Source organism: Aquimarina penaris (assembly GCF_040786285.1).
GTDB lineage: Bacteria > Bacteroidota > Bacteroidia > Flavobacteriales > Flavobacteriaceae > Aquimarina.
The window spans coordinates 633,767-655,822 of record NZ_JBFMKQ010000002.1 but is presented as its reverse complement, the minus strand read 5'-3'; the positions used below and the strand labels follow the sequence as shown (position 1 = coordinate 655,822).

The following is a 22,056-nucleotide window of genomic DNA, read 5'->3' as shown; positions in this document are numbered from 1 at the left end:
ATTTATAAGTTATGAGTTATGAGTTATATCTGTTTATAAAAACTCTCAACTCTTAACTCTTAACCCTAGACTATTTTTGCATTGCCTGAGCTTGACCAAGATGAACATCTACTTGATTAGCTTCAACACTTTTTGGGAATTCCTCTTTGATTCTCTCCAAATAAGAAATTGCCACTTCAGCTTTATTTAATGATATAGCAGTAATTGCTGATTTTAATAAAAACTTCGGTGTTGTAAAATCGTTCGTTTTTATTTTCGCAGCTTTTTCATAATACCCCAGTGCCTCTTCTACTTGGTCTAACTGAGAAAAAGCATCTCCAATACCTCCTAAAGCTAGAGGACCCAACATTTGATCATCGCTTTTAAAATTATCAAGGTATTCAATAGCTTCTTGATATTTATTCATATTAAGGTAAGAAAATCCAGCATAATAGTTTGCAAGATTTGCTGATTTTGTACCACCATAGTTTTCTATAATCTCTAAGAAACCATATTTACCTTCTCCTCCGTTAAGTGCTAATGTATATAAAGAATCACTAACAGATGTATTGCCATTTACAGCGTTATCAAAATATTGTTGAGCTTTAAACATCTCATTTGCTGCTTCTTGTTCTTTTGGTTCCTGGATGAATTTTTGAAAACCAAGATATCCTAATATAACAAGAGCTATAACTCCTACTGCACCAAGTATGTATTTTTGATTTGCCGCAACCCATTCTTCTGTTCTAGAAGCGCCTTCATCTAAGGTATTAAATACCTCAGCTGTTGTTGATCCATCTTCGATTTTCTCAACTTCTTCAGCTTTATTTTTAGGTTTGTGTCCTCGTTTCTTGTAAGTTGCCATAAGTTTTCTTTAATGAAGGGCAAAAATAAAATTTTTATTCATAATTAAAAGCACAAGTATTTATTATTTTTCAATAATTTGCACGGATTAATTACGAATTTTATTAAAGTTACGACTCCTTGACGATCAATGTTTTATGATTTTAAAATCTCTTTCTTTAATCAATTACAAAAATTTTGAATCCATCAATTTTGATTTTGATGATAAGATAAACTGCTTTGTTGGTAATAATGGAGTCGGAAAAACGAATGTTCTGGATGCCATTTATCACTTATCTTTTGGCAAGAGCTATTTTAATCCTATTACGAGTCAAAATATCAAGCATGATACAGATTTTTTTGTTATCGACGGCCTATATATAAAGGACAATCGTGAGGAAAAAATGATTGTAAGTGCAAAAAGAGGGCAAAAAAAGGTAATCAAACGCAATGGTAAAGCCTATGACACATTTAGTGAACATATTGGTTTTTTACCCCTAGTTATTATCTCACCTGCAGATCGGGATTTAATAACCGAAGGAAGTGATACACGACGTAAATTTATTGATGGTGTGATTTCGCAGAGTGATCAAAGTTACCTCTCTACATTATTAAAATATACCAAGATAGTATCACAGCGAAACTCATTATTAAAGTATTTTACCGCCAATACTACTTTTGACCCTACTACTCTCGAAATCTATAACCAGCAGCTTCATGAATATGGTAGCATTATTCATACTAAAAGAAAAGAGTTTCTTGAGGCTTTTATTCCCATATTTATAAATAGATATGATGCCATAAGTTCTGGAAAGGAGAAAGTTGCCCTTACGTATCAAAGTAAGTTATCAGAAACTAATCTATTAACCCTTCTTGAACAAAATCTCGCAAAAGATAGAATGCTTCAATATACCAGCGTAGGAGTACACAAGGATGATTTATCTTTTGAAATTGAAGGACATCCTATTAAAAAATTTGGAAGTCAAGGGCAACAAAAATCTTTTTTAATAGCACTTAAGCTCGCACAGTTTGATTTTATAAAAAGAAATAGTAATGTAAATCCTATACTTTTGCTTGATGATATTTTTGATAAACTCGATGAAAAACGAGTAGAGCATATTATAAAACTAGTAGATGATAAAACCTTTGGTCAACTTTTTATTAGTGATACGCACGCTGATCGAACAGAAGAAGTGGTCAAAAAGATCTCTCAGTCTTATAAAATTTTTAAGCTAGAAGACGGAAATCATGAGTCTAATTAATCAGCTATGAAAAAAGCACTATACTATACATTATTATTAATTACTATTGTTTCTTGTACAACACCAAATCCTGAAAACTATATCCAATATATAGATGGATATTGGGAGATCGAACGCGTTGTATTATCTGATGGAACCGAAAAAAAATACAACTTCAATCAAAGTATTGACTTTTTTGAAATTAAAGACTCTATAGGAATTCGTAAAAAAGTACAACCAAGACTAGACGGAAGTTTTATAACCACTAATGACAGTGAATTATTTACCTTAAAAATCGAAGATGATAGTCTTAGGATGTATTATAAAACCCCTCTTTCTAGTTGGAAAGAAACCATTATTTCTGCAAAAGAAAACCAGATCACCGTCAAAAATGAAGCTGGAAATGTGTATTTTTATAAATCATATCAAAAGATCCAATTATAATGTCTAAACGCCATCAAGAACAACAAAGTCTGGGAGATGTTTTAAAAGACTTCGTCTCTGACAATAACCTTCAAAAAGGTTTAGATAAAGTTGCTGTACGTGATGTGTGGGAAAAAGTAATGGGACCTGCAATTACTAAATACACCCAAAACATTAAACTTGACCGGGATACATTATTTGTTCAGCTTACCTCTTCTGTACTTAGAGAAGAGCTTAGCTATGGCAAAGAAAAAATTATTAGCAACCTTAATGAAGAGTTAGGTAAAGAATTGATTAAAAAATTAGTCCTTAGATAACCTATCTTTTACAAACTCAATTTTTGTTTTTCCGTGTGGCGTTGGCTTGCCTTTTTCGTCTAGATTAACCATTGTGATCGTCTCTACCTGTATGATCGTTTTGCGTGTGAGTTTATTTCGTACTTCGCATTTTAAGATCAACGATGTTTTGCCAAATTTTACTACATCCATACCGATCTCGATAATATCACCCTGAACTGCAGAGTTTACAAAATTTATTTCTGACATAAATTTTGTCACCACTCTTTTACTATCTAACTGTATAACGGCATACAAAGCTGCTTCTTCATCTATCCATTCTAATAACCTACCTCCGAATAAGGTTTCATTGGGGTTTAGATCTCCAGGTTTTACAATTTTTCTTGTATGGTATCTCATTGCGCTTTTGTTTGTCATAAAATTACCTAAAATAACGACTACAATTACCTATTTAGAATAGTTAAGAGAAGAATTATTAGTTTTAGAATTTCACCAAACAAATACTGATAAATCAAAAATATCAAAGATGATATTTTATTATTTTAAGAATCAAATTAACCTTTATCATCTATTGTGGAACATCTATTTGCACACAATATTTTGAAATATCTGTGCACCCAGAAATTTCGGTAAGAATACAAACCTCATTACTAGACCCGGGCTCAAACTGAAAAGTGAACATGTTATCACTACCCGGACCTCCATCAACTTCCCGAAACTCTCCATTGACTAACCATTGGTAGGTAACATCTTGGATCCCATCAAAATCTGCTGCAAATGTGTATGTACTTGTCATACCTTCTTGTTCTGCTATAAAAAACAACTCTGGGCAAACTGTTATTTCTTTGCATGCTTTGACTCCCAAAGGGCAATCTGGAGTTTCTGCTTTTACGCAAACCAGATGCGAACCAAAATCAAGTGTGCGGGTAATAGCATTTTCTCCTTCTATAAATGGAATCGTTTCTTCATCGATAATCCAGGATAATTCGTATTCTGGTTTAATTTCAAAATCTGCAACAAACCTATACATTGTATTAGACACCCTGGTACTATCAATACGCACAGGAGGACATCCAACACAAGCATCAATAATCTCATAAAGATCAAAATAGGTATCTACTTGTTCTAAAGTGCCATTTGGTCCTACCAATAGATTTAAAGGAAATCTAAAATTGGGTTGGTAATTTATATTTTGAGTATCGAAAAAAGTATCAAACGCCTGATCGGTATCTACAGAAAGCTCTGATGCAATACCATCAAGCACAACAACCGGATAATCAAAAGTGAAGCATTGTCTAAAGAGTCTTTCGAATTCTTCGCGCAGACTATCATACCCACATTCATTTAAAACATTTAACAAGGCCCGTTCATTTTCGACACTAATACTGTTATTCGCATTCTTAAACGTAATGTTTAAAGGGAATTGCAAACCCGTTATATTGAAGTTGGAACTTTGTGCAGAAACAGTACTTAACAAACCATTGTAATCTTCGATTATAATATTAGAATCATTGTTATACCCCAAAACAATTGGGTAATTAAATGTAAAACATTGCTGATCCTCGGTAGTAGCATCGGATTCTGAAGCTAAATTTTTAAGGAGAGACACTACTGCAGCGCTAGAGGTAATATTAAATTGACTAGTATCAGGAAAACCAACGGTATCATCACTCACGCAACTTACGATAAGTAATATCGTTGCTAGTGTTATCATCCATTTGTATATCATTGATGTTTTCAAAATACTATTTTCCTATTAAAATTGGTCCTAATATAAATATAACGAATGAAAGTTATACTACCCTACCCCTAAATTATGGTTGATAGTCCATAGTCGATAGTCGATAGTCGATAGTCGATAGTCGATAGTTGATAGTCGATAGTCGATAGTTGATAGTCGATAGTTGATAGTCGATAGTTGATAGTTGATGGTTGATAGTTGATAGTTGATAGTTGATAGTTGATAGTTGATGTAATATTATTATCTTCCTGTATCTATATATTTATTTCCTGTATAAATTTTATGTTTCCTGTATATATATTTTTATACTCTATATTATTTTTAATAAGTCCTGCATAATATTTTGTATTTCCTGTATTATGTTTTATATCTCCTGCATCACAGGGTTCTTATTAATTTATACAGGAATATTATAATTAAACACAGTAATACTATATTCTCTTACAGAGATCTAATTTTTATACACTAACTAAGTAAAAAGAAAAACTGCATTATCTTTTTTTCTTATAGTACTGATTAATATACCCTTTATACCGATCGGGAGTATCTTTGAAAACATACTTACCAGCTCTTGATAAGGCATCCATTGCCTCTTTAAGATGAAAATAGGCTCGATCTCTCCTATCTTTGGCGGTACTATTTTTTAGTGTTTCGGCATTAGCCTTAGCCAATAATGTTGCCATTTCTTTTGATAGCAAGTCTGCTTTCTGTAGCTTACTCATGTCAAAATTGATCGTTTTTAGTTCTTTAGTGTTACTTGTTCCTAACGTACTAAGACTGCTTAGATCTTGTATCATATCGGCTGTGCTCTTTCCTTTACGAATGGTTTTTAAAACACTTAAGATATCATTTTTACTGTGGTAGGCATATTTAAAATCGGTAAGCAACTCATTTCTTAGGGCAAAGGCCATTATCGATTTTTCTTTCCATTCTTTTTTAGCTTTCCCAGTACTTTTACGCTCTTTCTCCCATAGTGATTGTGCATATCGCAATGCGCCTGCACGAACAATAAGGTCTTCTCCGTACCTCATCCAATCAAAGTTGATACGTTCTACGAGTGTATCGGCATCTTGTTTAGACCACATATATCGATTTTCTGCTTCTTGTATTGCTGTATCTATGGGTAAATCTGGTTTTTTAATCACATCCCGAGGTAATGCTTTTAGTATTTCGAGTTTGGCCTGATAATGCTCCTTTGACATCTTTATTTCTTTTTTTGAAGAACCTAAAAATAATACAAAAGTTCTTTTCGAGACACTTTTCCTTCTTTTTACTACAGGCACAATAAAAATTCCCCGAAAGTAATGGCAATACTTCCGGGGAATCAACCTAATTAATCTAACCTAACTAACCTATTGTAAATATTTTAATTTTATCCTTGTGTGGGATCATCAATTTCGATAACCTTACAGAATGAAACCCCTGCAGGACAATCTGGTGTCTCAACCATCATACACACCTCGTATCTACCCGGTCCAAATTGATAGTAGAATGGATTATTATGAGGAAATTCTGGAGAACTACCAACATACTCACCATCGACAAACCACTCTATGGTTACATCATCGATTCCGTCAAATGCTCTAGGATAAAAATAGTATGCTAAATTGTCTCCATCTCTTTCGGGTTCGAAGAACAGGTCTGGGCAATCTCCCACACGAATTTCTTTACAGTATTTCACCCCTTCTGGACAATCAGGTGTAACTACTTTCAAGCACACTTCGTGCACACCATACTCAAATTGATATACTAAAACTCTGCTTCCTACTTGTGGATCATTAGGAGATTCTATAATTTCTCCGTTTACAAACCATAGTATTTCACTTACCTCATCAACACCTTCAATATTAGCTTCAAACACATATGTTCCGATTGTTCCAGGCTCCATTTCTTTATCAAAAGAAACCTCTGGGCAAACTAAATCAGATTCCTCTACTCTAATTTCTTTACAGTACGAAGTACCTTCTGGGCAATCTGGAGTTTCTGTTTTAATGCATACTTCGTATACACCTGGCTCGTTAAAATCCCAAATTAAATAGTTTCTTTCATCGGGAGCAGAATCTTCTACCAATTCTCCATTAATAAACCATCCATAAGAAACTTCTTCGATTCTCTCAAAATCTGCAATGAACTTATAGGTATTTGGTTTTTCATATTGTCTACTACTAAAGAATAAGTCTGGGCATGGGTCATTTTCATCTCGTTCAACAACAATATCCTTACACACTTCAACAGGGCAACTTTCATCGGCCACTTTTACACATATTGTGTATTCTCCATTTTCAAATTTATAATCCAAAATCTGACCTATAATCTCATTAAGGTTTCCAGTATCAACTTCTTCGCCATCAATAGTCCAAGTAAGTCTTACATCATCCAATCCGTTAAATTGGGTAATGAATCTATAAACAGCACTTCCGGGTTCATTCTCAATGGTTATATCAATCTCGGGACAATCTCCGAATTCTTCATTTATTTCACATGATGTAAATCCTAAAAGAAGGGTTAGAGTCGCTAAGAACCAAATGTTAAGTTTTTTCATGGTATAATTGTTTTAGGGTTATTTATCTTTTGTTAGAAGCTGTATTGCTCTACATAAATGAAACGCCTTTAAAAAAACATACCCTACCCCCCTTTTGCAGTTACGATCTTTTATTTTTTGATAGCTTAGAAAAAAAATCTAGATTTGATAACACAATTTATATACCCCAAATGTCTGACGATAAAAACTCTACATGTAACGAACAAGCTTTTGATCAGTTTTTCAAAAGTCACTCAAAACTTTTGAGAAATTATCTGTATTACAAGTTCGGAGATATGGATCTGGCAGAAGATATTGTTCAGGACTCCTTCATTAAATTATGGAATAATTGCGCTAAGGTATCTTTGGATAAAGCAAAGAGTTATGTGTATACTATTGCCACTAATTTGGGAATTAGTAATGCCCGTCATCAAAAAGTAAAATTTAAATATCAGGACTATATTATCCAACGTAAAAGCGATGTAAATCATGAATCCCCAGAATTTATTGCTCTGGAAAAAGAATACATGGAAAAGCTGAAAAATGCAATTGCCCAATTACCAGAGCGACAACGAGAAGTTTTCCTATTGAGTAGAATAGATAAAAAAACCTACAAAGAAATAGCAGAATTATCTAGTGTTTCTATAAAGGCTATAGAGAAATTAATGCATAAAGCATTATTGACACTTAGGAAGAAAATTGGGAATGTTTGATCAATTAGTGAACAGTATTTAGTCTCAGTTAGCAGTAATAATAGGAATAATGAATGAATTAAGTATGATGATTACAAAATTTAATCGATATGGATTTTAAAAACCTGTTAGCATATAAAAAATCATTTGATTTGGCGATGAAAATATTCGAAATAACTAAAAGCTTCCCTAAAGAAGAGAAATATTCTCTTACAGATCAAATTAGGAGATCGTCCAGAAGCGTATCAGCAAATATTTCAGAATCATATAGAAAACGACGTTATCCTAAGAACTTCATAAGTAAACTCTCAGATAGTGATGCAGAAAATGCTGAAACACAAACTTGGCTTGAATTTTCTTTAGCTTGTGGATATATAGATAAAAGTATTTTTGATCAACTTATATCTCAAAGCAAAGAAGTAGGAAGTTTAATAAATTATATGATCAACAATCCTAGTAAATTTGGAGTAGTAGAAGCAATAGAATATTAGTCAAAGAAATGACTGCACACTGAAACTGAAAACTGCCAACTAAAAAGAGGTAGGGTAATTAATAAGTAAAACGTTAACATTATATAGACAGGAGTTATGTTAGACGACAAAAAAGATGATATCTTCTTATCCAGATGGATTAACGGTGAGCTTTCAGAAGAAGAACTTCGAGAGTTTCAGTCTCATCCAGAATATGAGCATTATGAAAAAATAATGGCTGGCGCTGATGCCTTGGATCTAAAAAATTATGATGTAGATAAAGAACTTGTCTCTCTCAAATCAAAACGTAATGCTGGTGTAACTAAAAAATCAACTTCGACCATCAAATTATGGCCGTATGTTGCAGTTGCTGCATCAATAGCCGTTATTTTAGGACTGTTTTTGTTTAACTCTGACCAATCATTTAGCACAGATTACGGAGAACAACTTGCTGTATCATTACCAGATGGTTCAGAAATGATATTGAACGCAAAATCTGAAGCAATTTTTGATCAAAAGAATTGGGATACTAATAGATTGGTAACATTGGAAGGCGAAGCTTATTTCAAGGTAAAAAAAGGAAGCAAATTTACGGTAACAACAAAGAACGGAGACGTTTCTGTTCTTGGTACTCAATTTAATGTGCAGTCCCAAAATTCTTTCTTTGAAGTTCGTTGTTTTGAAGGTAAGGTTAGTGTGGTAAACAACAAAAACAAAGAAATCCTAACTGCCGGAAAAGCATTTCGAAATTTAGAAAGCCGCACATCAGAAAACTGGACTTTTGAGGCTCAACAGCCTTCTTGGCTTACTAATACAAGTTCATTTAGAAGTATACCCATCAAGTATGTATTTAAAGAACTTGAAGAACAATATAACGTAAAGATCAAATCGCCATCTATAGACCTCGAAACCATTTACACAGGAACTTTTCCTAATAATAATCAAGAGGTTGCTCTTAGAACAGTTTTTAGTACCTTAGGCATTACCTATAGCCTATCCCAAGATGGTAAGACCATCGTACTAGAAAAGTAAGAGTATGATCAGACTTTTATGTACATTTTATTTTTTATGTAGCATTACTGCTTTCTCGCAAGGAGGTACAAAAGTAATTGTTATAGAAAACCAACCTTTATCTGAAGCTATCCCAATTATAGAAGAATTTTATGCTATTAAGTTTTCCTACATTGATGCTGTGATCCAAAATAAAAAAGTCTCAACCACAATTAACTCTGCCCTTGCCTTAGAAAATTTGATTAGAGAATTACAACTCCAAACTTCATTAAAATTTAAACTTACAGGGAATAATTTTATTACGATTAGTGCTTTCAATAAAAAAGATACGATCTCTGTTTGTGGCTATATTCTAGACGAAGAACAAAAACCCCTTAAGAATATAAGAATATTCTTTAAGGGAATTAGAGTTAATACCACGACCGATGAAAATGGATATTTTGAGTATAAAAAAGTTCCCTATAATTCGGTGATCTTGATCAGTGCTCCAGGATTTAGACAACAAGTACTTCGTTCTGATATTTTTTTAACCAAAGAATGCATTAAAATCTACCTTATTCATGCCGAGGAGGAAGTTTTGGATGAAGTTTTTATAGAGGAGTATTTAGCAAAGGGAATTACCCAAAATAAAAAAATAACCCATATTAATTTAGAAGATGTCGAAGTTCTTCCGGGAAGAACCGAACCGGATATTTTGCAAAGTGTACAACTAACACCAGGAGTAAATAACCCATTTGAAACAGCTTCTGGTTTATTTGTAAGAGGAAGTACACCCCATCAAAATCTTGTATTGTGGAATGGAATCAAAACCTATCATCAGGGACATTTTTTTGGAATGTTATCTGCTTTTAATCCTTATGTTGCCAAAGAAGTTAATTTTTCGAAAAGCGGAGTTAGTGCCAAATACGGTGATCGAATTGCGGGCGTAATAGATATTAAATCCAATACTCAAATAGCAGAACGTTTTACTGGCGGAGCTGGTTTTAATATGATCAATGCAGATGCCGTAATGCAGGCCCCAATTATTAAAGACAGGGTTTCTCTTCAGGTATCTGGAAGAAGATCTTATACCGACTTTTTAGAAACATTTACATACAGACAGCTGGCAGACCGAGTTTTTCAAAACACCAAAATTACAGAGACCACGCAACTTAACGATGAGGATAATAATTTCTTCTACACAGATTATAATGCAAATTTAATTATTAAACCATCTCAAAACCATACCATAGAGGTGAATACTATTTACGGTAAAAATGATCTTGATTTTAGGCGAAGTAATGATATCGAATCTTTTAATGATGATCTAATCACAGAAAATGAAGGTTATAATTTTAAGTGGAATGCAACCTACAGCGATAAATTATCGATTCAAACCAGTGGATATTATGCAAAATACTTGTTAAACTACCAGTTCATTACTAGAAATTTGGGTAATCTCACCGAAATCGAAAGTAAAAAAAATAGTATTCGCGATTATGGTGCAGAATTGAGTATGAAATATAACATATCGACCTATCAAAGCCTCTTAGGTGGATATCAATTCTCTAACAATAATATTAGATATGCTTTTATCACAACTACACCAAGTTACGAATTGATTTTGGATCAGGATGATCGATTTTTAAATACTCATGCAGCATATGCAGAATATAAATACGAGAATCCCAAAAACTTCTATATCTCTGCAGGATTACGATTCAATCAGTATACAGAAATAGATGAATCTTTTATAGAACCCAGGGTTTTTATTCAAAAATACTTAACTAAAAATTGGGAAGTTAATACTAGTGGAGAATATCGAAGTCAAACCGTAAGCCAAATCCAGGAATCGATAATAAGTGACTTATCCCTTGAAAACCAGGTATGGACATTAGCAAATAATGAAGTTTTTCCTGTCATTACAAGTTACCAGTATACATTGGGAAGCAGTTTTAGAAAAAACAGATGGTATCTCGATATTGATAGTTACTTTAAACAAATTGATGGTATCACTACACTAACGGCAGGTTTTATTAACCCTATAGACAATACTTACCATACTGGACAAAGTAAAGTTTATGGTGTCGATTTTTTCTTAAAAAAGAGATTTAAAAAATATAAAACCTGGGTAAGCTACTCATATATCAATACGCGTAATACATTTGATGACATTAATAATAATGAATCGTTTCCTGGTAACTGGAACATCGAGCATACCGTAAAATGGTCTCAGTTTTATAAGATTAACAACTTTCAATTTTCATTAGGTTGGATATGGCACACCGGTAAAGCATTTACCAACATATCTGGAGTAGATGAAAGTGGTGACATTGTCGTTTTAGACTTTGGAGAAATAAATAGTAATACTTTACCTATATATCACCGATTGGATTTTTCTGCGATTTATGATTTTAAAATAGGATATAACCCCAATATTAAATACCGTATTGGTTTTTCTCTATTGAATCTTTATGATAGAAAAAACTTGTTAAACAAAGAGTTTAGAGTTACGAACTCCTTAGACAACCAATTTATAAGTTCTGATATCTTTTCATTAGGAATTACTCCTAATATAAGTTTTAGGGTATTTTGGTAATAAAAAAACCATCCTGTTTAGGATGGCTTACTATATTTTATAAAAATCGTTCTTTCTAGAACTGCTCTCTTCCAGAAAAATGAAAAGCTCCTTCGATAGCTGCATTGTCATCACTATCACTACCATGTACCGCATTTTCACTAATAGAAGTTGCAAATTTGTTACGAATAGTTCCTTCTGCCGCTTCTTCTGGATTCGTCGCTCCGATTAGCGTTCTAAAATCCTCTACTGCATTTTCTTTTTCTAAAATAGCTGCTACAATAGGACCGCTAGTCATATACTCAACTAATTCTCCGTAAAAAGGGCGTTCTTTATGAACCGCATAAAACTCTTTAGCATCATTGGTAGTAAGTTGCGTCAATTTCATCGCCACAATTCTAAAACCTGAAGCAGTGATTTGCTCAAGGATTGCCCCAATGTATCCCTTTCTTACCGCATCCGGTTTAAGCATTGTAAAAGTTCTGTTTGTTGCCATTGTATTTCTTTTTGTTGTCTACTTAATTAAGTAGAAGAATTTTTTAATTATTAATAAGGAATAATCCTTTTCTAAATTTTGCTGCAAAAATATGTATAAAAGCATCAAAAACAAGAATTATTTTTGATGCTTTTTTTTCTCCCAATCCAAAAATTTTAATTTTTAGGGTATTGTCGATTAAATTCTTGTAATATAATATTATTCTCTCCTCGAATTTGCATGGTGACTCTATATGTATCGAGATCAAATTTTAGTATACCAAAACTTGGTGTCGAAATTACTCTTCCAACTCTGTATCTATTAGATTCTCCCTTATAATCAGAATATGAATGCGTTAATCCGCTAGAAGTAAAATCAACTATAGGATACTTAAGTCCTTTAACTTTTGTCATCGAAAACTCAGAAATATGACGATCCCCGCTAAGTATGATCGCATTTCTAACAGCTTTGTTTACCAATAAGTTTTCAAGTCTATCAATCTCATGAGGAAAATTGCCCCAGGATTCAAAACCATGCTCTGATGACAAAAATTGAATGCTACTAACTATAATGATGAAATCAGAATAATTACTTTCTAGCTCCCTTTCTAACCATTTCCATTGTTTTTCGCCTAATAATGTTCCTTCATTATTTACATGAGGTTCATAACGTCTACCTTCGGTATTGCTTTCTTTTAATGGAGACCTAAAATATCGGGTATCTAAAACAATTATCTTTATATTTCCTTTTTCGGTATCAAATACTTCTGAAGTATACACACCTTCTTGTGATCTTTTAGGGTCATCTTTAGGAATCTCCAGAAAATCTAAGAACAACCGTTGACTTTCCTTTTTCATCCCCCACTCTGCTCCAGCATCATTCTTACCATAATCATGATCATCCCAAGTCGCCATAATTGGTACGGTTTCTTTTAATCTTTTATAGTCTACATTATTATTCTGTATTCGATAATCATTTTCAATCTTATTAATATCTTCAGAATCCGCATAAATATTATCACCTCCCCAGATAAATACATTAGGATTCATCTTTAAAATATCATTCCAAAAAGGCTGGGGTTCGGTTGGTTTATTACAGCTACCAAAAGCGATCACAAAATCAGAAGTATCTATGTTCTCTTTTGTCTGACCAAAACACAGCTGAACAAAACATATAACTACAGCAATAATGATCTTTTCAATTTTCATATGTATATAATTAAGAGTCTGACAAAATTAATTGTTCTAATATTACTAAAATATTATTTATTGTATATTCGCTGACCTATGAATGATAAAGATATACATGAAATAAAAGAGTTATTGCGTTCTTCTAAAAATATTGTGATCACTACACATAAAAACCCTGATGGAGACGCAATTGGTTCAACGTTAGCATTACACCAATACCTCTCTGCATTAGGTTTTAATTCTACGGTAATAACTCCAAATGAATACCCTCAGTTTTTAAAATGGATCCCTGGAGAAGATTCTATACTTAAATTTGATAACGGTAATAAAACTGCTATTTCTGAGATTGAGAAAGCTGATCTTATCTTTACTTTAGATTTTAACCATTTATCCAGAAGTGGAGAGATGGAAAGTGCATTAGCAAAATCTGAAGCTACCTTTATTATGATCGATCATCATCAACAACCAGATACTTATGCTAAGTATGTGTATAGCGATACAGCCATGTGTTCTACCTGCCAGATGATTTATCATTTTATTGAAAAAATGAACGACATCGACAAAATCACCCCAGAGATTGCAACGTGTATTTATGTGGGCATCATGACAGACACGGGGTCTTTTAGATTTAGATCCACTACCAGTACCACTCACCGTGTTGTAGCAGATCTTATTGATAAGGGTGCAGATAATACTGGTATTCACGAACGTATTTATGACTCTAATACATTATCTAGACTTAGATTAAAAGGGATCGCGTTAAATAACTTAAAAGTGCTTCCCGAATATAAAACTGCCTACATCACAATGTCTCAAAAAGAGTTGGATCAAAATAGTTTTAAAAAGGGAGATACAGAAGGTTTTGTTAATTTAGGATTATCAATAGTAGGAATCAAATTTGCTGTCATTTTTATTGAAAACAAAGGTGAAGGAATTATAAAAATTTCGTTACGTTCTAAAGGAGATTTTTCTGTTAATGAATTCTCGAGAAATCACTTTGAAGGAGGTGGTCATCATAACGCAGCTGGTGGGAAAAGTAATCTTTCCTTATCTGATACCGTTGATAAATTTATTAGTATCTTACCGCCGTATAAAAATGCCCTAAACCAATGAGAATAATCCTTTACACATTATGTCTTATTTTTCTATTTCCTTCTTGTAAAGCTCCTGAGGCCAGAAAACCTATAACCATCAAATCAGGATCTTTTATAAGTGATAGCCAATCTATTAATCGCAATAAAGAACTAGCAGCCAAAGAGGAAGCTATAATCCAGAAAATTATTAATAGGGATACACTACATAATTATGTAACATCAGAAGGGGGATTTTGGTACTACTACAATAAAAAAGATACACTTTCTGATAGAACACCCAAGTTTGGAGATATTGTAAACTTTAATTACAATGTAAAAGATCTCAATGGAGATATGATATACTCACAACAAGAGTTGGATACTATTACCTATTATATTGATAAAGAAGAATTATTTTTAGGACTTCGAGAAGGTTTAAAGCTTATGAAAGAAGGTGAAATGGTCACTTTTCTTTTTCCTTCATATCAAGCCTATGGATATTATGGCGACAATAATAAGATTGGAACAAATATTCCGTTAATAACAGAAGTAACTTTACATAAAATCACAAAAGAATCAACAACAGAAAATTAAATTATTAATACACAATGAAAAAACTAAGTCTTTTATTTTTAGCTCTAATCACAATAACAATTAGTAGTTGTAATGAAAAATATCCTGATCTACAAGAAGGTATTTATGCAGAAATCGTAACAAACAAAGGAACTGCAGTTGCAAAATTATATCATAATCTTGCCCCAATGACAGTCGCCAATTTTGTATCATTGGCAGAGGGTACTAATACCATGGTTGATAGTACTTATAAAGGAAAAAAATATTATAACGGAATTATAGTTCATAGAGTGATCAAAGATTTTATGATCCAAACAGGTGATCCATTAGGTACAGGTACTGGTGATCCAGGATACAAATTCCCAGATGAAATTGTAGATTCACTTACACACAAATCTAAAGGGATTCTATCTATGGCAAATTCTGGCCCTGGTACTAATGGTAGTCAATTTTTTATTACTCTAAAAGAAACTCCATGGCTAAACGGGAAGCACACTGTGTTTGGAGAAATTGTTATCGGCCAAGATGTTGTTGACAGTATAGGAGTAGTTAAAACTGGCCCTAGAGATAAGCCAGAAAACGAAATAAAAATGCTTGAAGTAAATATCATTCGTAAAGGTTCTGATGCCAAGGCTTTTGATACTGAAACTGCTTTTACTGGTAAATTAAAAGCTCTTGAAGAAGAAAAAGAAGAAAAAGAGCGATTAGAAAAAGAAAGAAGCGAAGCTATGGCTGCAAAATTTAAGGAACTAAGAGCTAAAGCTAAAAAATTGGATAGCGGATTAGAAGTAGTATTCGTTACAGAAGGAAGTGGAGAAAAACCAAAAACAACCGATACTGTAAATGTAAACTATGCTGGGTATTTTGCAGATGGGAAAGCTTTTGACACAAACATTGCCGAAAAAGCTAAAGAACTTGGTATTTATAATGAGCGTAGAGCGGCACACCCAAAAGGTTATGCTCCAATGCCAATGCCATATTCTCCAGATGCTCAAATGATCCCTGGTTTTAAAGAAGGTGCACAACAAATGAAAGTTGGTGATAAAACTATACTATACATTCCTGCTCATCTTGCCTACGGAGAAAGAGGAGCTGGACCAATCCCGCCAAATACTGATCTTATCTTCGAACTTGAAATTGTTGATATACAGGATCCTAATAGCGCTCCTAAAGGACATTCAAAAGATGATGGTCATGGCCACTAGAAGTGTAAGTGTGTAAATAAAACAAAAAGCATCTCAATATTGAGATGCTTTTTGTTTTTACATTCTATTTTATGACAATTAATGATATAAGGTTCTACGAATATTTCAAGCTATTTTCTTATTCAGGTTGATTTATATAAGCATTCAATAAATCAATTGCTTCTTGATTATTCAGTTTTTTTGCTATAGAGATAGATGTTTCTCCCTCCATAACTTCTCTAATCGTTGGATCTCCGCCATTTTCTAGTAGTAATTTTGTTATTTTCAAATGGTTAAACCTAATACTTTCTACTAAGGGTAAAGCCATAAATTCTGGATGTTGATAATTTGGGTCCATTCCTTTTTCAAGATAGAATTTCACTAATTCAAAATCACCCTCTTGGGTAGCTTTAAACATAGATTTCCAATCTCCTCCTGACATAATATTATTTTTATTAATAATTTTATTCTTCTTTTATATAACATCTAATATTTGCCGTAACTGAGTAAAATATTACCTTGTTTTTGGGTTTTTCTTCATATTAGTTGCAACTTTTCTTTTGTGGGTCTAAAATCTATCCAATAAATACTCCACAATTAATTATACATGTTGTTAGCGGCAGTTATTCTTTATCGTTTCCAGTGCTTTTGGAAATCTGGCGGTCATAAAGTCTAGATGCTCATCAAGGACATCTATTTCAACTGTAAGTGTATTGTAGTCGGTTCCTTCGGTAAGTGCATAAATTTCTGCAGCGCCCGACCATTTTTTAGTTTCATCATCAATGGGTTGTTCCTTTCCTTTAACCACGTTTCCGATATGCTTAAATATTATAATTTTATTTGGAATATGTGTTTCGATGATGCTGTAGATACCACTTTGATCTGGAGAAAGGAACAATACTTTACTACCTTCTTTCCAATTCTCGGTAATGGCATAAGAGCCTTCAAAGAATACACTGGTCCAATCGCGATAAGAATTCTCGTTCCAGAGTGCTTCCCAAATCTTGGTTTTTCCAGCCTTAATATCAATTGAAAATTGTAATCTATTGATCATTACTTTGTTTTTTTAACCATTCTGTTTGAGATTCAACTCTATGTAGTATTTCTTCATCTGAATCACCATATATATCTCGAAGTTGATATTTGGGGTTCATACAATCTTCTTCTTCAAGAAACTCATTGATTTTAAGATTAAAAATAGCTTGACCAAATCTTTGGTCAGGGTACTTATTAAGGAATGTAGAAATATATTCCACAATTTTTTTATGTTCTTTCTTCATTTTCTGGCAATTGTAGTTAACGTTTAATATATGTGTCGTAGCAGAGCAAAATGTTACCAAGCCATCGACATTATCGTGCATTGGTTGCTAACTTTTCCTTTTTGCAAGCATTGCGCCTAACCAAAAATACAAAGACCTTTCGATTGATCACTTTGCTGCTATGCTCACATATATAGTGTTATCCACTTTTTATTTTTAGGTTGGATTACTCATTAAACCTACAATTTCTATTACTTCACATTCTCCCGTTCTAATTCCTTCTATAAAGTAACCTTTAGTTCCGATTTTTATTCGATCTTGATGATAAGCTCTTAATTTGTTATTAATGATCCACATCCTTGCAATTCCCTGATTCAAAACTACTCCAGATTCGATTAATCCACCATTTTTATTTTCAAATTCAGGCCAAATAATGAAATATCCGTCTATATCGTGGTTTTCACTTTCGTACCAAAAGTCAGATCTTATTCCTTGAAATGGTAAGGATTTTCTTCCTCCCTCATCAGTTGAATAAAAATGATATTTAACTTTGAAGTCCTCAGGATGACTCAACCTTTTTTGATATGGAATATGTTTCTCATTCATATACAACAGTTCCACATAATATATCAGCAAAAATTCTCCAAGTTGGAGTTTCCGGATCCAGATTTGGTTTTATATTTTTATAATATCCATCAACATCCTCCGAATATCTTTGCATTGCCTCTAAAAATAATTCAAGATTATTATTTTCCCAGTTTTGTCCGTTGTTTTTATAATCTTCTAATAATAGCTTTAAGAATTCTGAGAAACTTTTTCTATCATTAACTTCTATTGATGAATATGTCATTCTTATAATTGTGGGTAACGTTAAATATAACAAACGTTGCTGACCTAAAGGGCAGCTATGTTTTGTTATATAGTGTTGTGCATTCGTTTTATTTTTCAGGTTTCATATAATCATCAAAATTGTTAATGTAATCGTCAAGATTTTCTTCAAGCATTTTTCGATATTCATTGACAAAATAGTCTAGAGTTTCTTTTTTAGCAGATTTCATCTCTTCTCCGCTGTTCCATCCACAGGCGCTTATCCATGAGTTAAATCGAGTTAATCCATACATCATTGAGGCACTCACTTTTCCTCTACTTTCAGTTTTTAATTGATCATTCGATAAGTTAATATGTTCATCTGCTCGATTATAAAAATGTTTGTCAACTTCGTCCATTCAAAAATTATTTTTGTTTTATATAACCATCCTTTTTCATCAACTCATACGCTTTGTCTATATCCTGTTTGGATTTCGGACTGTCTAAATAATATGGCAAATCCGTTTTTCCTTCGGTTAGTTTTATCATTTCACCATCTTCTATTAAGTCTTCGATCATTAGGATTATATCTTTGTCTAACGTTGAAGGAACTTGTCCACGACTATACTTATTTGCTATCCATATAATGTATTCTTCAATAGTTTTTTGCCCGTCAGCATCAAGATAAATTTGTTGAGGCCATTCATCCATAGTTATTACTCTTGGAGATTTGTTGTCGAATAGATGAATCATCTCTTCATTAAGCCAGTCCCATTGTAATGTCCGAACAAAATATTTGTTTTTTTCAGCATAACCAGTTAGAAATTCAAAATTTGGTAGCACTTTAGGTTTCTTTTTAAAAATTCCAAACATTATTAAGAGTTTAATGATGCACAACAATGACATAATAACAATTACTATTACTACCGTTAGTAATTATTTACAAATGTTTAAAATTATATATTTCTTCTCGAGAATTTATAATCCTGATCGTATTTTTTAAGACCTCACAGGTTTTACTTCGACAAGCTCAGCAACCCACCTGTGAGGTCTATGTATTTAAAATTACTTCTTCGGAATCTCTTTTAAAATCTCCAGAACGAAATTCCAATATTTCTGTGCAGAAGATATGCTGGCACGCTCATCGGGTGAATGCGCTCCCAAAATCGTTGGACCAAACGAGATCATATCCATATCGGGATAATTCTGTCCTAAAATACCACATTCTAATCCTGCATGACAAGCGGCAACATGTGCTTTTTCTCCGTTTAGTTTTTGGTATAATTCATCCAACACTTTTAGGATAGATGAATTCATATTAGGTGCCCAACCCGGATAATCTCCACTGGTAGTCACCTCACATCCTGTGAGTTCAAAAGTGGCTCTTAGTTTATTTACCAAATCCATTTTTGAAGACTCTACACTACTACGCGTAAGGCATTCGATAGTAATTTCACCACTACCAATAGTCACTTTGGCAATGTTATTTGATGTTTCTACCAAATCAGGAATCGATGCACTCATGGTATACACACCATTATGAGCTGCGTATAAGGCTTTTAGAATCCCTTCTTGCACTCCTAAATCCATAACATGGGTTGGGAGATTTGCTTTGACAACTTCAATTTCGAGATTTGAATCTACGATAGAAAGTTCTTTCTTCACGGTGTTAGACAATTCACCAATTTCAAACTCGAATGCTTCAGCTTGGATTTCATCTATTACTACCATAGCAAAACTTTCTCTTGGTATTGCATTTCTAAGGCTTCCTCCTCTAATTTCGTTTACTCGCATTCCAAAATTTTCGAATCCGTCAAACAATAATCGATTCATAATTTTATTAGCGTTACCTAATCCCTTATGAATATCCATTCCAGAATGTCCTCCGTTAAGCCCTGTAACCGAAATGGTGTACGCAACCTTTCCTTCGGGAACATCTTCTTCTTTATACGTTCGGTTAGCAGTAACATCTATTCCTCCTGCACATCCCACTCCTATTTCGTCATCTTCTTCGGTATCCAGATTTAATAAAATATCTCCTTGCAACCAACCGCCCTCGAGTCCCATAGCACCGGTCATGCCTGTTTCTTCATCAATGGTAAACAAGGCTTCAATTGCGGGATGCTGAATCTCTTTCGATTCCAAAATTGCCATAATAGTTGCTACTCCTAAGCCATTATCTGCACCTAATGTGGTTCCATTCGCTCGTACCCAATCACCATCAACATACATTTCTATCCCTTGGGTATCAAAATCGAACTTCGTATCGGCATTTTTTTGATGTACCATATCCAGGTGAGATTGCATTACTACCGTTTTTCGATCCTCCATCCCTGGTGTAGCTGGTTTTCTGATCAGAACATTACCAACTTTATCTATTTCGGTAGTCAACCCAAGAGATTCTCCAAAATCTTTCATAAATGCAATAACGCGCTCTTCTTTTTTTGAAGGTCTTGGTACTGCATTAAGGTCCGCAAATTTATTCCAAACGGCTTTAGGTTCTAGATTTCTTATTTCTGAATTCATATGTGTATCGTATTTTCGCAAATGTAGTATATTATGATAACCTTAAATACAATGAAATATTAAATGTTGTAGTTTTGTCAATGTAATTTATATGTATTTCATGCAATCCAGAACAAAACTATTTCTTACCCTACTATTACCCGTTCAAATTATACTGATCAAGATTATTTCTTTTTTTCCAGAATTTATTGAGCGCTTTTATAGTAATGGTATTTTTGTCTATACCTCTAAAGTATTACGTTATGTTTTTGGATGGCTTCCGTTTTCTTTTGGAGATCTTTTGTATAGTGTTTTAATCATTATGCTACTGCGCTTTTTAATTAAAAAAGTATTCAGAAAAGATATTATTTGGAAAAATGTATTGATTGATATGGGAGCTACTTTATCAATCGTTTATGCTAGTTTTCATATCCTATGGGGAATGAATTATTATAGGATGCCGCTGCATGAAATATTGAAAATTGACGATGAATATACCGAATCAGAGCTGATTTCGGTCTCAAAAAAGTTAATTGCGCATGCAAATTCTTTACATCAAAAACTTGAACCTAATGATTCACTAGCCATTCAGATTCCTTATTCTAAAGAAGAAGTGTTCGAAAAAACGATTCCTGCCTACGAACAATTAAACGGGATGTTTCCTACGCTTAGATACCACCCAAAAAGTATTAAAAAATCTTTATTAAGCATACCCTTAACCTACATGGGGTTTAGCGGGTACTTAAACCCTATTACCAACGAAGCTCAGGTAAACGGGCTCATTCTTAACTACAAAACCCCTACAACAAGTTGTCATGAAGAAGCCCATCAGTTGGGGTTTGCAAAAGAGAATGAAGCCAATTTTATAGCCGCACTTACTACTATGAATTATAATGATCTATATTTTAATTATAGTGGAGCCACTTTTGCTCTCAAATTTTGTCTGAATGACCTTTACTTGCGTAATGAGGAAAAAGCAATTTGTCTAGTAGAAGAATTACGCCCAGGTGTACGAGCAAATTATCGCGAAGTAAATGAATTCTGGGAATCATATGAAAACCCTTTAGAACCTATTTTTAAAGGCACGTATGATAAATACCTAAAAGCCAACAATCAACCCGATGGTATGGATACCTATAGTTATGTTGTAGCACTATTAGTAAACTATTATAAAGTAAATCCAATCGCCCACATAGAATAACTTTTTAATCTAGTA

26 protein-coding genes are annotated in these 22,056 nt (G+C 33.3%); 11 read left to right on the top strand and 15 right to left on the bottom strand.

Annotated elements, in window-relative coordinates; all coding sequences use genetic code 11:
- Positions 1 to 70 precede the first annotated feature (70 nt).
- A complete protein-coding gene (locus tag ABW637_RS12450) occupies positions 71 to 844 on the bottom strand; it encodes a tetratricopeptide repeat protein (RefSeq protein WP_367585025.1) in 774 nt (257 codons plus the stop codon).
- Positions 845 to 980: 136 nt separating this feature from the next.
- On the opposite strand from ABW637_RS12450, the gene recF reads away from it, so the two are divergent.
- The 3 genes from recF to ABW637_RS12435 are packed head-to-tail and all read left to right on the top strand — an operon-like array spanning position 981 to position 2,803.
- Positions 981 to 2,084: a DNA replication/repair protein RecF gene (gene recF / locus ABW637_RS12445; protein WP_367585024.1), complete on the top strand. Its 1,104-nt coding sequence runs from the start codon at positions 981 to 983 to the stop codon at positions 2,082 to 2,084.
- Between the two features lie 6 nt (positions 2,085 to 2,090).
- Entirely contained in the window at positions 2,091 to 2,507 is a 417-nt protein-coding gene (locus ABW637_RS12440; RefSeq protein ID WP_367585023.1) for a lipocalin family protein, read from the top strand.
- Complete coding sequence (locus ABW637_RS12435) at positions 2,507 to 2,803, top strand: DciA family protein (protein ID WP_367585022.1); 297 nt, start codon at positions 2,507 to 2,509, stop codon at positions 2,801 to 2,803. The genes ABW637_RS12440 and ABW637_RS12435 overlap by 1 nt, the downstream gene beginning before the upstream one ends.
- Here the strand turns inward: ABW637_RS12435 and ABW637_RS12430 are convergent.
- From ABW637_RS12430 to ABW637_RS12415, 4 genes are all read right to left on the bottom strand, one after another.
- Entirely contained in the window at positions 2,789 to 3,181 is a 393-nt protein-coding gene (locus ABW637_RS12430; RefSeq protein WP_367585021.1) for an acyl-CoA thioesterase, read from the bottom strand. The genes ABW637_RS12435 and ABW637_RS12430 overlap by 15 nt on opposite strands.
- 169 nt (positions 3,182 to 3,350) lie before the next feature.
- Positions 3,351 to 4,496 carry a hypothetical protein gene (locus tag ABW637_RS12425; protein ID WP_367585020.1) on the bottom strand — a complete coding sequence of 382 codons (1,146 nt, stop codon included), beginning with the start codon at positions 4,494 to 4,496 and terminating at the stop codon, positions 3,351 to 3,353.
- 518 nt (positions 4,497 to 5,014) lie between these two features.
- Positions 5,015 to 5,725 carry a hypothetical protein gene (locus ABW637_RS12420; RefSeq protein WP_367585019.1) on the bottom strand — a complete coding sequence of 237 codons (711 nt, stop codon included), beginning with the start codon at positions 5,723 to 5,725 and terminating at the stop codon, positions 5,015 to 5,017.
- Between the two features lie 170 nt (positions 5,726 to 5,895).
- Positions 5,896 to 7,065 carry a hypothetical protein gene (locus tag ABW637_RS12415; protein ID WP_367585018.1) on the bottom strand — a complete coding sequence of 390 codons (1,170 nt, stop codon included), beginning with the start codon at positions 7,063 to 7,065 and terminating at the stop codon, positions 5,896 to 5,898.
- A gap of 170 nt (positions 7,066 to 7,235) precedes the next feature.
- Here ABW637_RS12415 and ABW637_RS12410 point away from each other — a divergent pair, with 170 nt between their 5' ends.
- The 4 genes from ABW637_RS12410 to ABW637_RS12395 all read left to right on the top strand — a co-directional run bounded on the left by ABW637_RS12410 (position 7,236) and on the right by ABW637_RS12395 (position 11,795).
- On the top strand, positions 7,236 to 7,757 hold the full coding sequence (locus ABW637_RS12410) for an RNA polymerase sigma factor (RefSeq protein WP_367585017.1): 522 nt from the start codon (positions 7,236 to 7,238) through the stop codon (positions 7,755 to 7,757).
- An 89-nt stretch (positions 7,758 to 7,846) separates the two neighbouring features.
- The gene (locus ABW637_RS12405; protein ID WP_367585016.1) at positions 7,847 to 8,227 is read left to right on the top strand and encodes a four helix bundle protein; all 381 of its coding nucleotides are present in this window, start codon (positions 7,847 to 7,849) and stop codon (positions 8,225 to 8,227) included.
- 96 nt (positions 8,228 to 8,323) lie between these two features.
- Positions 8,324 to 9,238 carry a FecR family protein gene (locus tag ABW637_RS12400; RefSeq protein ID WP_367585015.1) on the top strand — a complete coding sequence of 305 codons (915 nt, stop codon included), beginning with the start codon at positions 8,324 to 8,326 and terminating at the stop codon, positions 9,236 to 9,238.
- 4 nt (positions 9,239 to 9,242) lie between these two features.
- The gene (locus ABW637_RS12395) at positions 9,243 to 11,795 is read left to right on the top strand and encodes a TonB-dependent receptor (protein WP_367585014.1); all 2,553 of its coding nucleotides are present in this window, start codon (positions 9,243 to 9,245) and stop codon (positions 11,793 to 11,795) included.
- A gap of 55 nt (positions 11,796 to 11,850) precedes the next feature.
- On the opposite strand, the gene ABW637_RS12390 is transcribed toward ABW637_RS12395, so the two are convergent.
- Together ABW637_RS12390 and ABW637_RS12385 are read right to left on the bottom strand one after the other, a co-directional pair.
- A complete protein-coding gene (locus ABW637_RS12390; protein WP_367585013.1) occupies positions 11,851 to 12,270 on the bottom strand; it encodes a nucleoside-diphosphate kinase in 420 nt (139 codons plus the stop codon).
- Positions 12,271 to 12,425: 155 nt separating this feature from the next.
- A complete protein-coding gene (locus tag ABW637_RS12385) occupies positions 12,426 to 13,457 on the bottom strand; it encodes an alkaline phosphatase D family protein (RefSeq protein ID WP_367585012.1) in 1,032 nt (343 codons plus the stop codon).
- Positions 13,458 to 13,535: 78 nt separating this feature from the next.
- Between ABW637_RS12385 and ABW637_RS12380 the strand changes: the two genes are divergently transcribed.
- Genes ABW637_RS12380 through ABW637_RS12370 form a run of 3 tightly spaced genes read left to right on the top strand, consistent with a single transcriptional unit; the run spans position 13,536 to position 16,290 of the window.
- Positions 13,536 to 14,552, top strand: a complete 1,017-nt coding sequence (locus tag ABW637_RS12380; RefSeq protein WP_367585011.1) for a DHH family phosphoesterase — start codon at positions 13,536 to 13,538, stop codon at positions 14,550 to 14,552.
- Complete coding sequence (gene gldI, locus ABW637_RS12375; RefSeq protein WP_367585010.1) at positions 14,549 to 15,106, top strand: gliding motility-associated peptidyl-prolyl isomerase GldI; 558 nt, start codon at positions 14,549 to 14,551, stop codon at positions 15,104 to 15,106. The genes ABW637_RS12380 and gldI overlap by 4 nt, the downstream gene beginning before the upstream one ends.
- A gap of 14 nt (positions 15,107 to 15,120) precedes the next feature.
- Positions 15,121 to 16,290: a peptidylprolyl isomerase gene (locus ABW637_RS12370; protein WP_367585009.1), complete on the top strand. Its 1,170-nt coding sequence runs from the start codon at positions 15,121 to 15,123 to the stop codon at positions 16,288 to 16,290.
- A gap of 118 nt (positions 16,291 to 16,408) precedes the next feature.
- Here ABW637_RS12370 and ABW637_RS12365 read toward each other — a convergent pair whose 3' ends face one another.
- From ABW637_RS12365 to ABW637_RS12330, 8 genes are all read right to left on the bottom strand, one after another.
- Positions 16,409 to 16,711, bottom strand: a complete 303-nt coding sequence (locus ABW637_RS12365; RefSeq protein WP_367585008.1) for an ankyrin repeat domain-containing protein — start codon at positions 16,709 to 16,711, stop codon at positions 16,409 to 16,411.
- 171 nt (positions 16,712 to 16,882) lie between these two features.
- Positions 16,883 to 17,323: a hypothetical protein gene (locus ABW637_RS12360; protein WP_367585007.1), complete on the bottom strand. Its 441-nt coding sequence runs from the start codon at positions 17,321 to 17,323 to the stop codon at positions 16,883 to 16,885.
- Entirely contained in the window at positions 17,313 to 17,549 is a 237-nt protein-coding gene (locus ABW637_RS12355; RefSeq protein ID WP_367585006.1) for a hypothetical protein, read from the bottom strand. The genes ABW637_RS12360 and ABW637_RS12355 overlap by 11 nt, the downstream gene beginning before the upstream one ends.
- A gap of 195 nt (positions 17,550 to 17,744) precedes the next feature.
- Positions 17,745 to 18,134, bottom strand: coding sequence for a hypothetical protein (locus ABW637_RS12350; protein ID WP_367585005.1), 390 nt, complete (start codon positions 18,132 to 18,134; stop codon positions 17,745 to 17,747).
- Entirely contained in the window at positions 18,127 to 18,378 is a 252-nt protein-coding gene (locus tag ABW637_RS12345; RefSeq protein ID WP_367585004.1) for a DUF7660 family protein, read from the bottom strand. The genes ABW637_RS12350 and ABW637_RS12345 overlap by 8 nt, the downstream gene beginning before the upstream one ends.
- 88 nt (positions 18,379 to 18,466) lie before the next feature.
- Positions 18,467 to 18,754: a DUF3144 domain-containing protein gene (locus ABW637_RS12340; RefSeq protein WP_367585003.1), complete on the bottom strand. Its 288-nt coding sequence runs from the start codon at positions 18,752 to 18,754 to the stop codon at positions 18,467 to 18,469.
- Between the two features lie 7 nt (positions 18,755 to 18,761).
- A complete protein-coding gene (locus tag ABW637_RS12335) occupies positions 18,762 to 19,208 on the bottom strand; it encodes a hypothetical protein (RefSeq protein WP_367585002.1) in 447 nt (148 codons plus the stop codon).
- Positions 19,209 to 19,400: 192 nt separating this feature from the next.
- A complete protein-coding gene (locus ABW637_RS12330; protein WP_367585001.1) occupies positions 19,401 to 20,861 on the bottom strand; it encodes an aminoacyl-histidine dipeptidase in 1,461 nt (486 codons plus the stop codon).
- 100 nt (positions 20,862 to 20,961) lie between these two features.
- Here ABW637_RS12330 and ABW637_RS12325 point away from each other — a divergent pair, with 100 nt between their 5' ends.
- Entirely contained in the window at positions 20,962 to 22,041 is a 1,080-nt protein-coding gene (locus ABW637_RS12325) for a DUF3810 domain-containing protein (protein WP_367585000.1), read from the top strand.
- Positions 22,042 to 22,056: the final 15 nt, after the last annotated feature.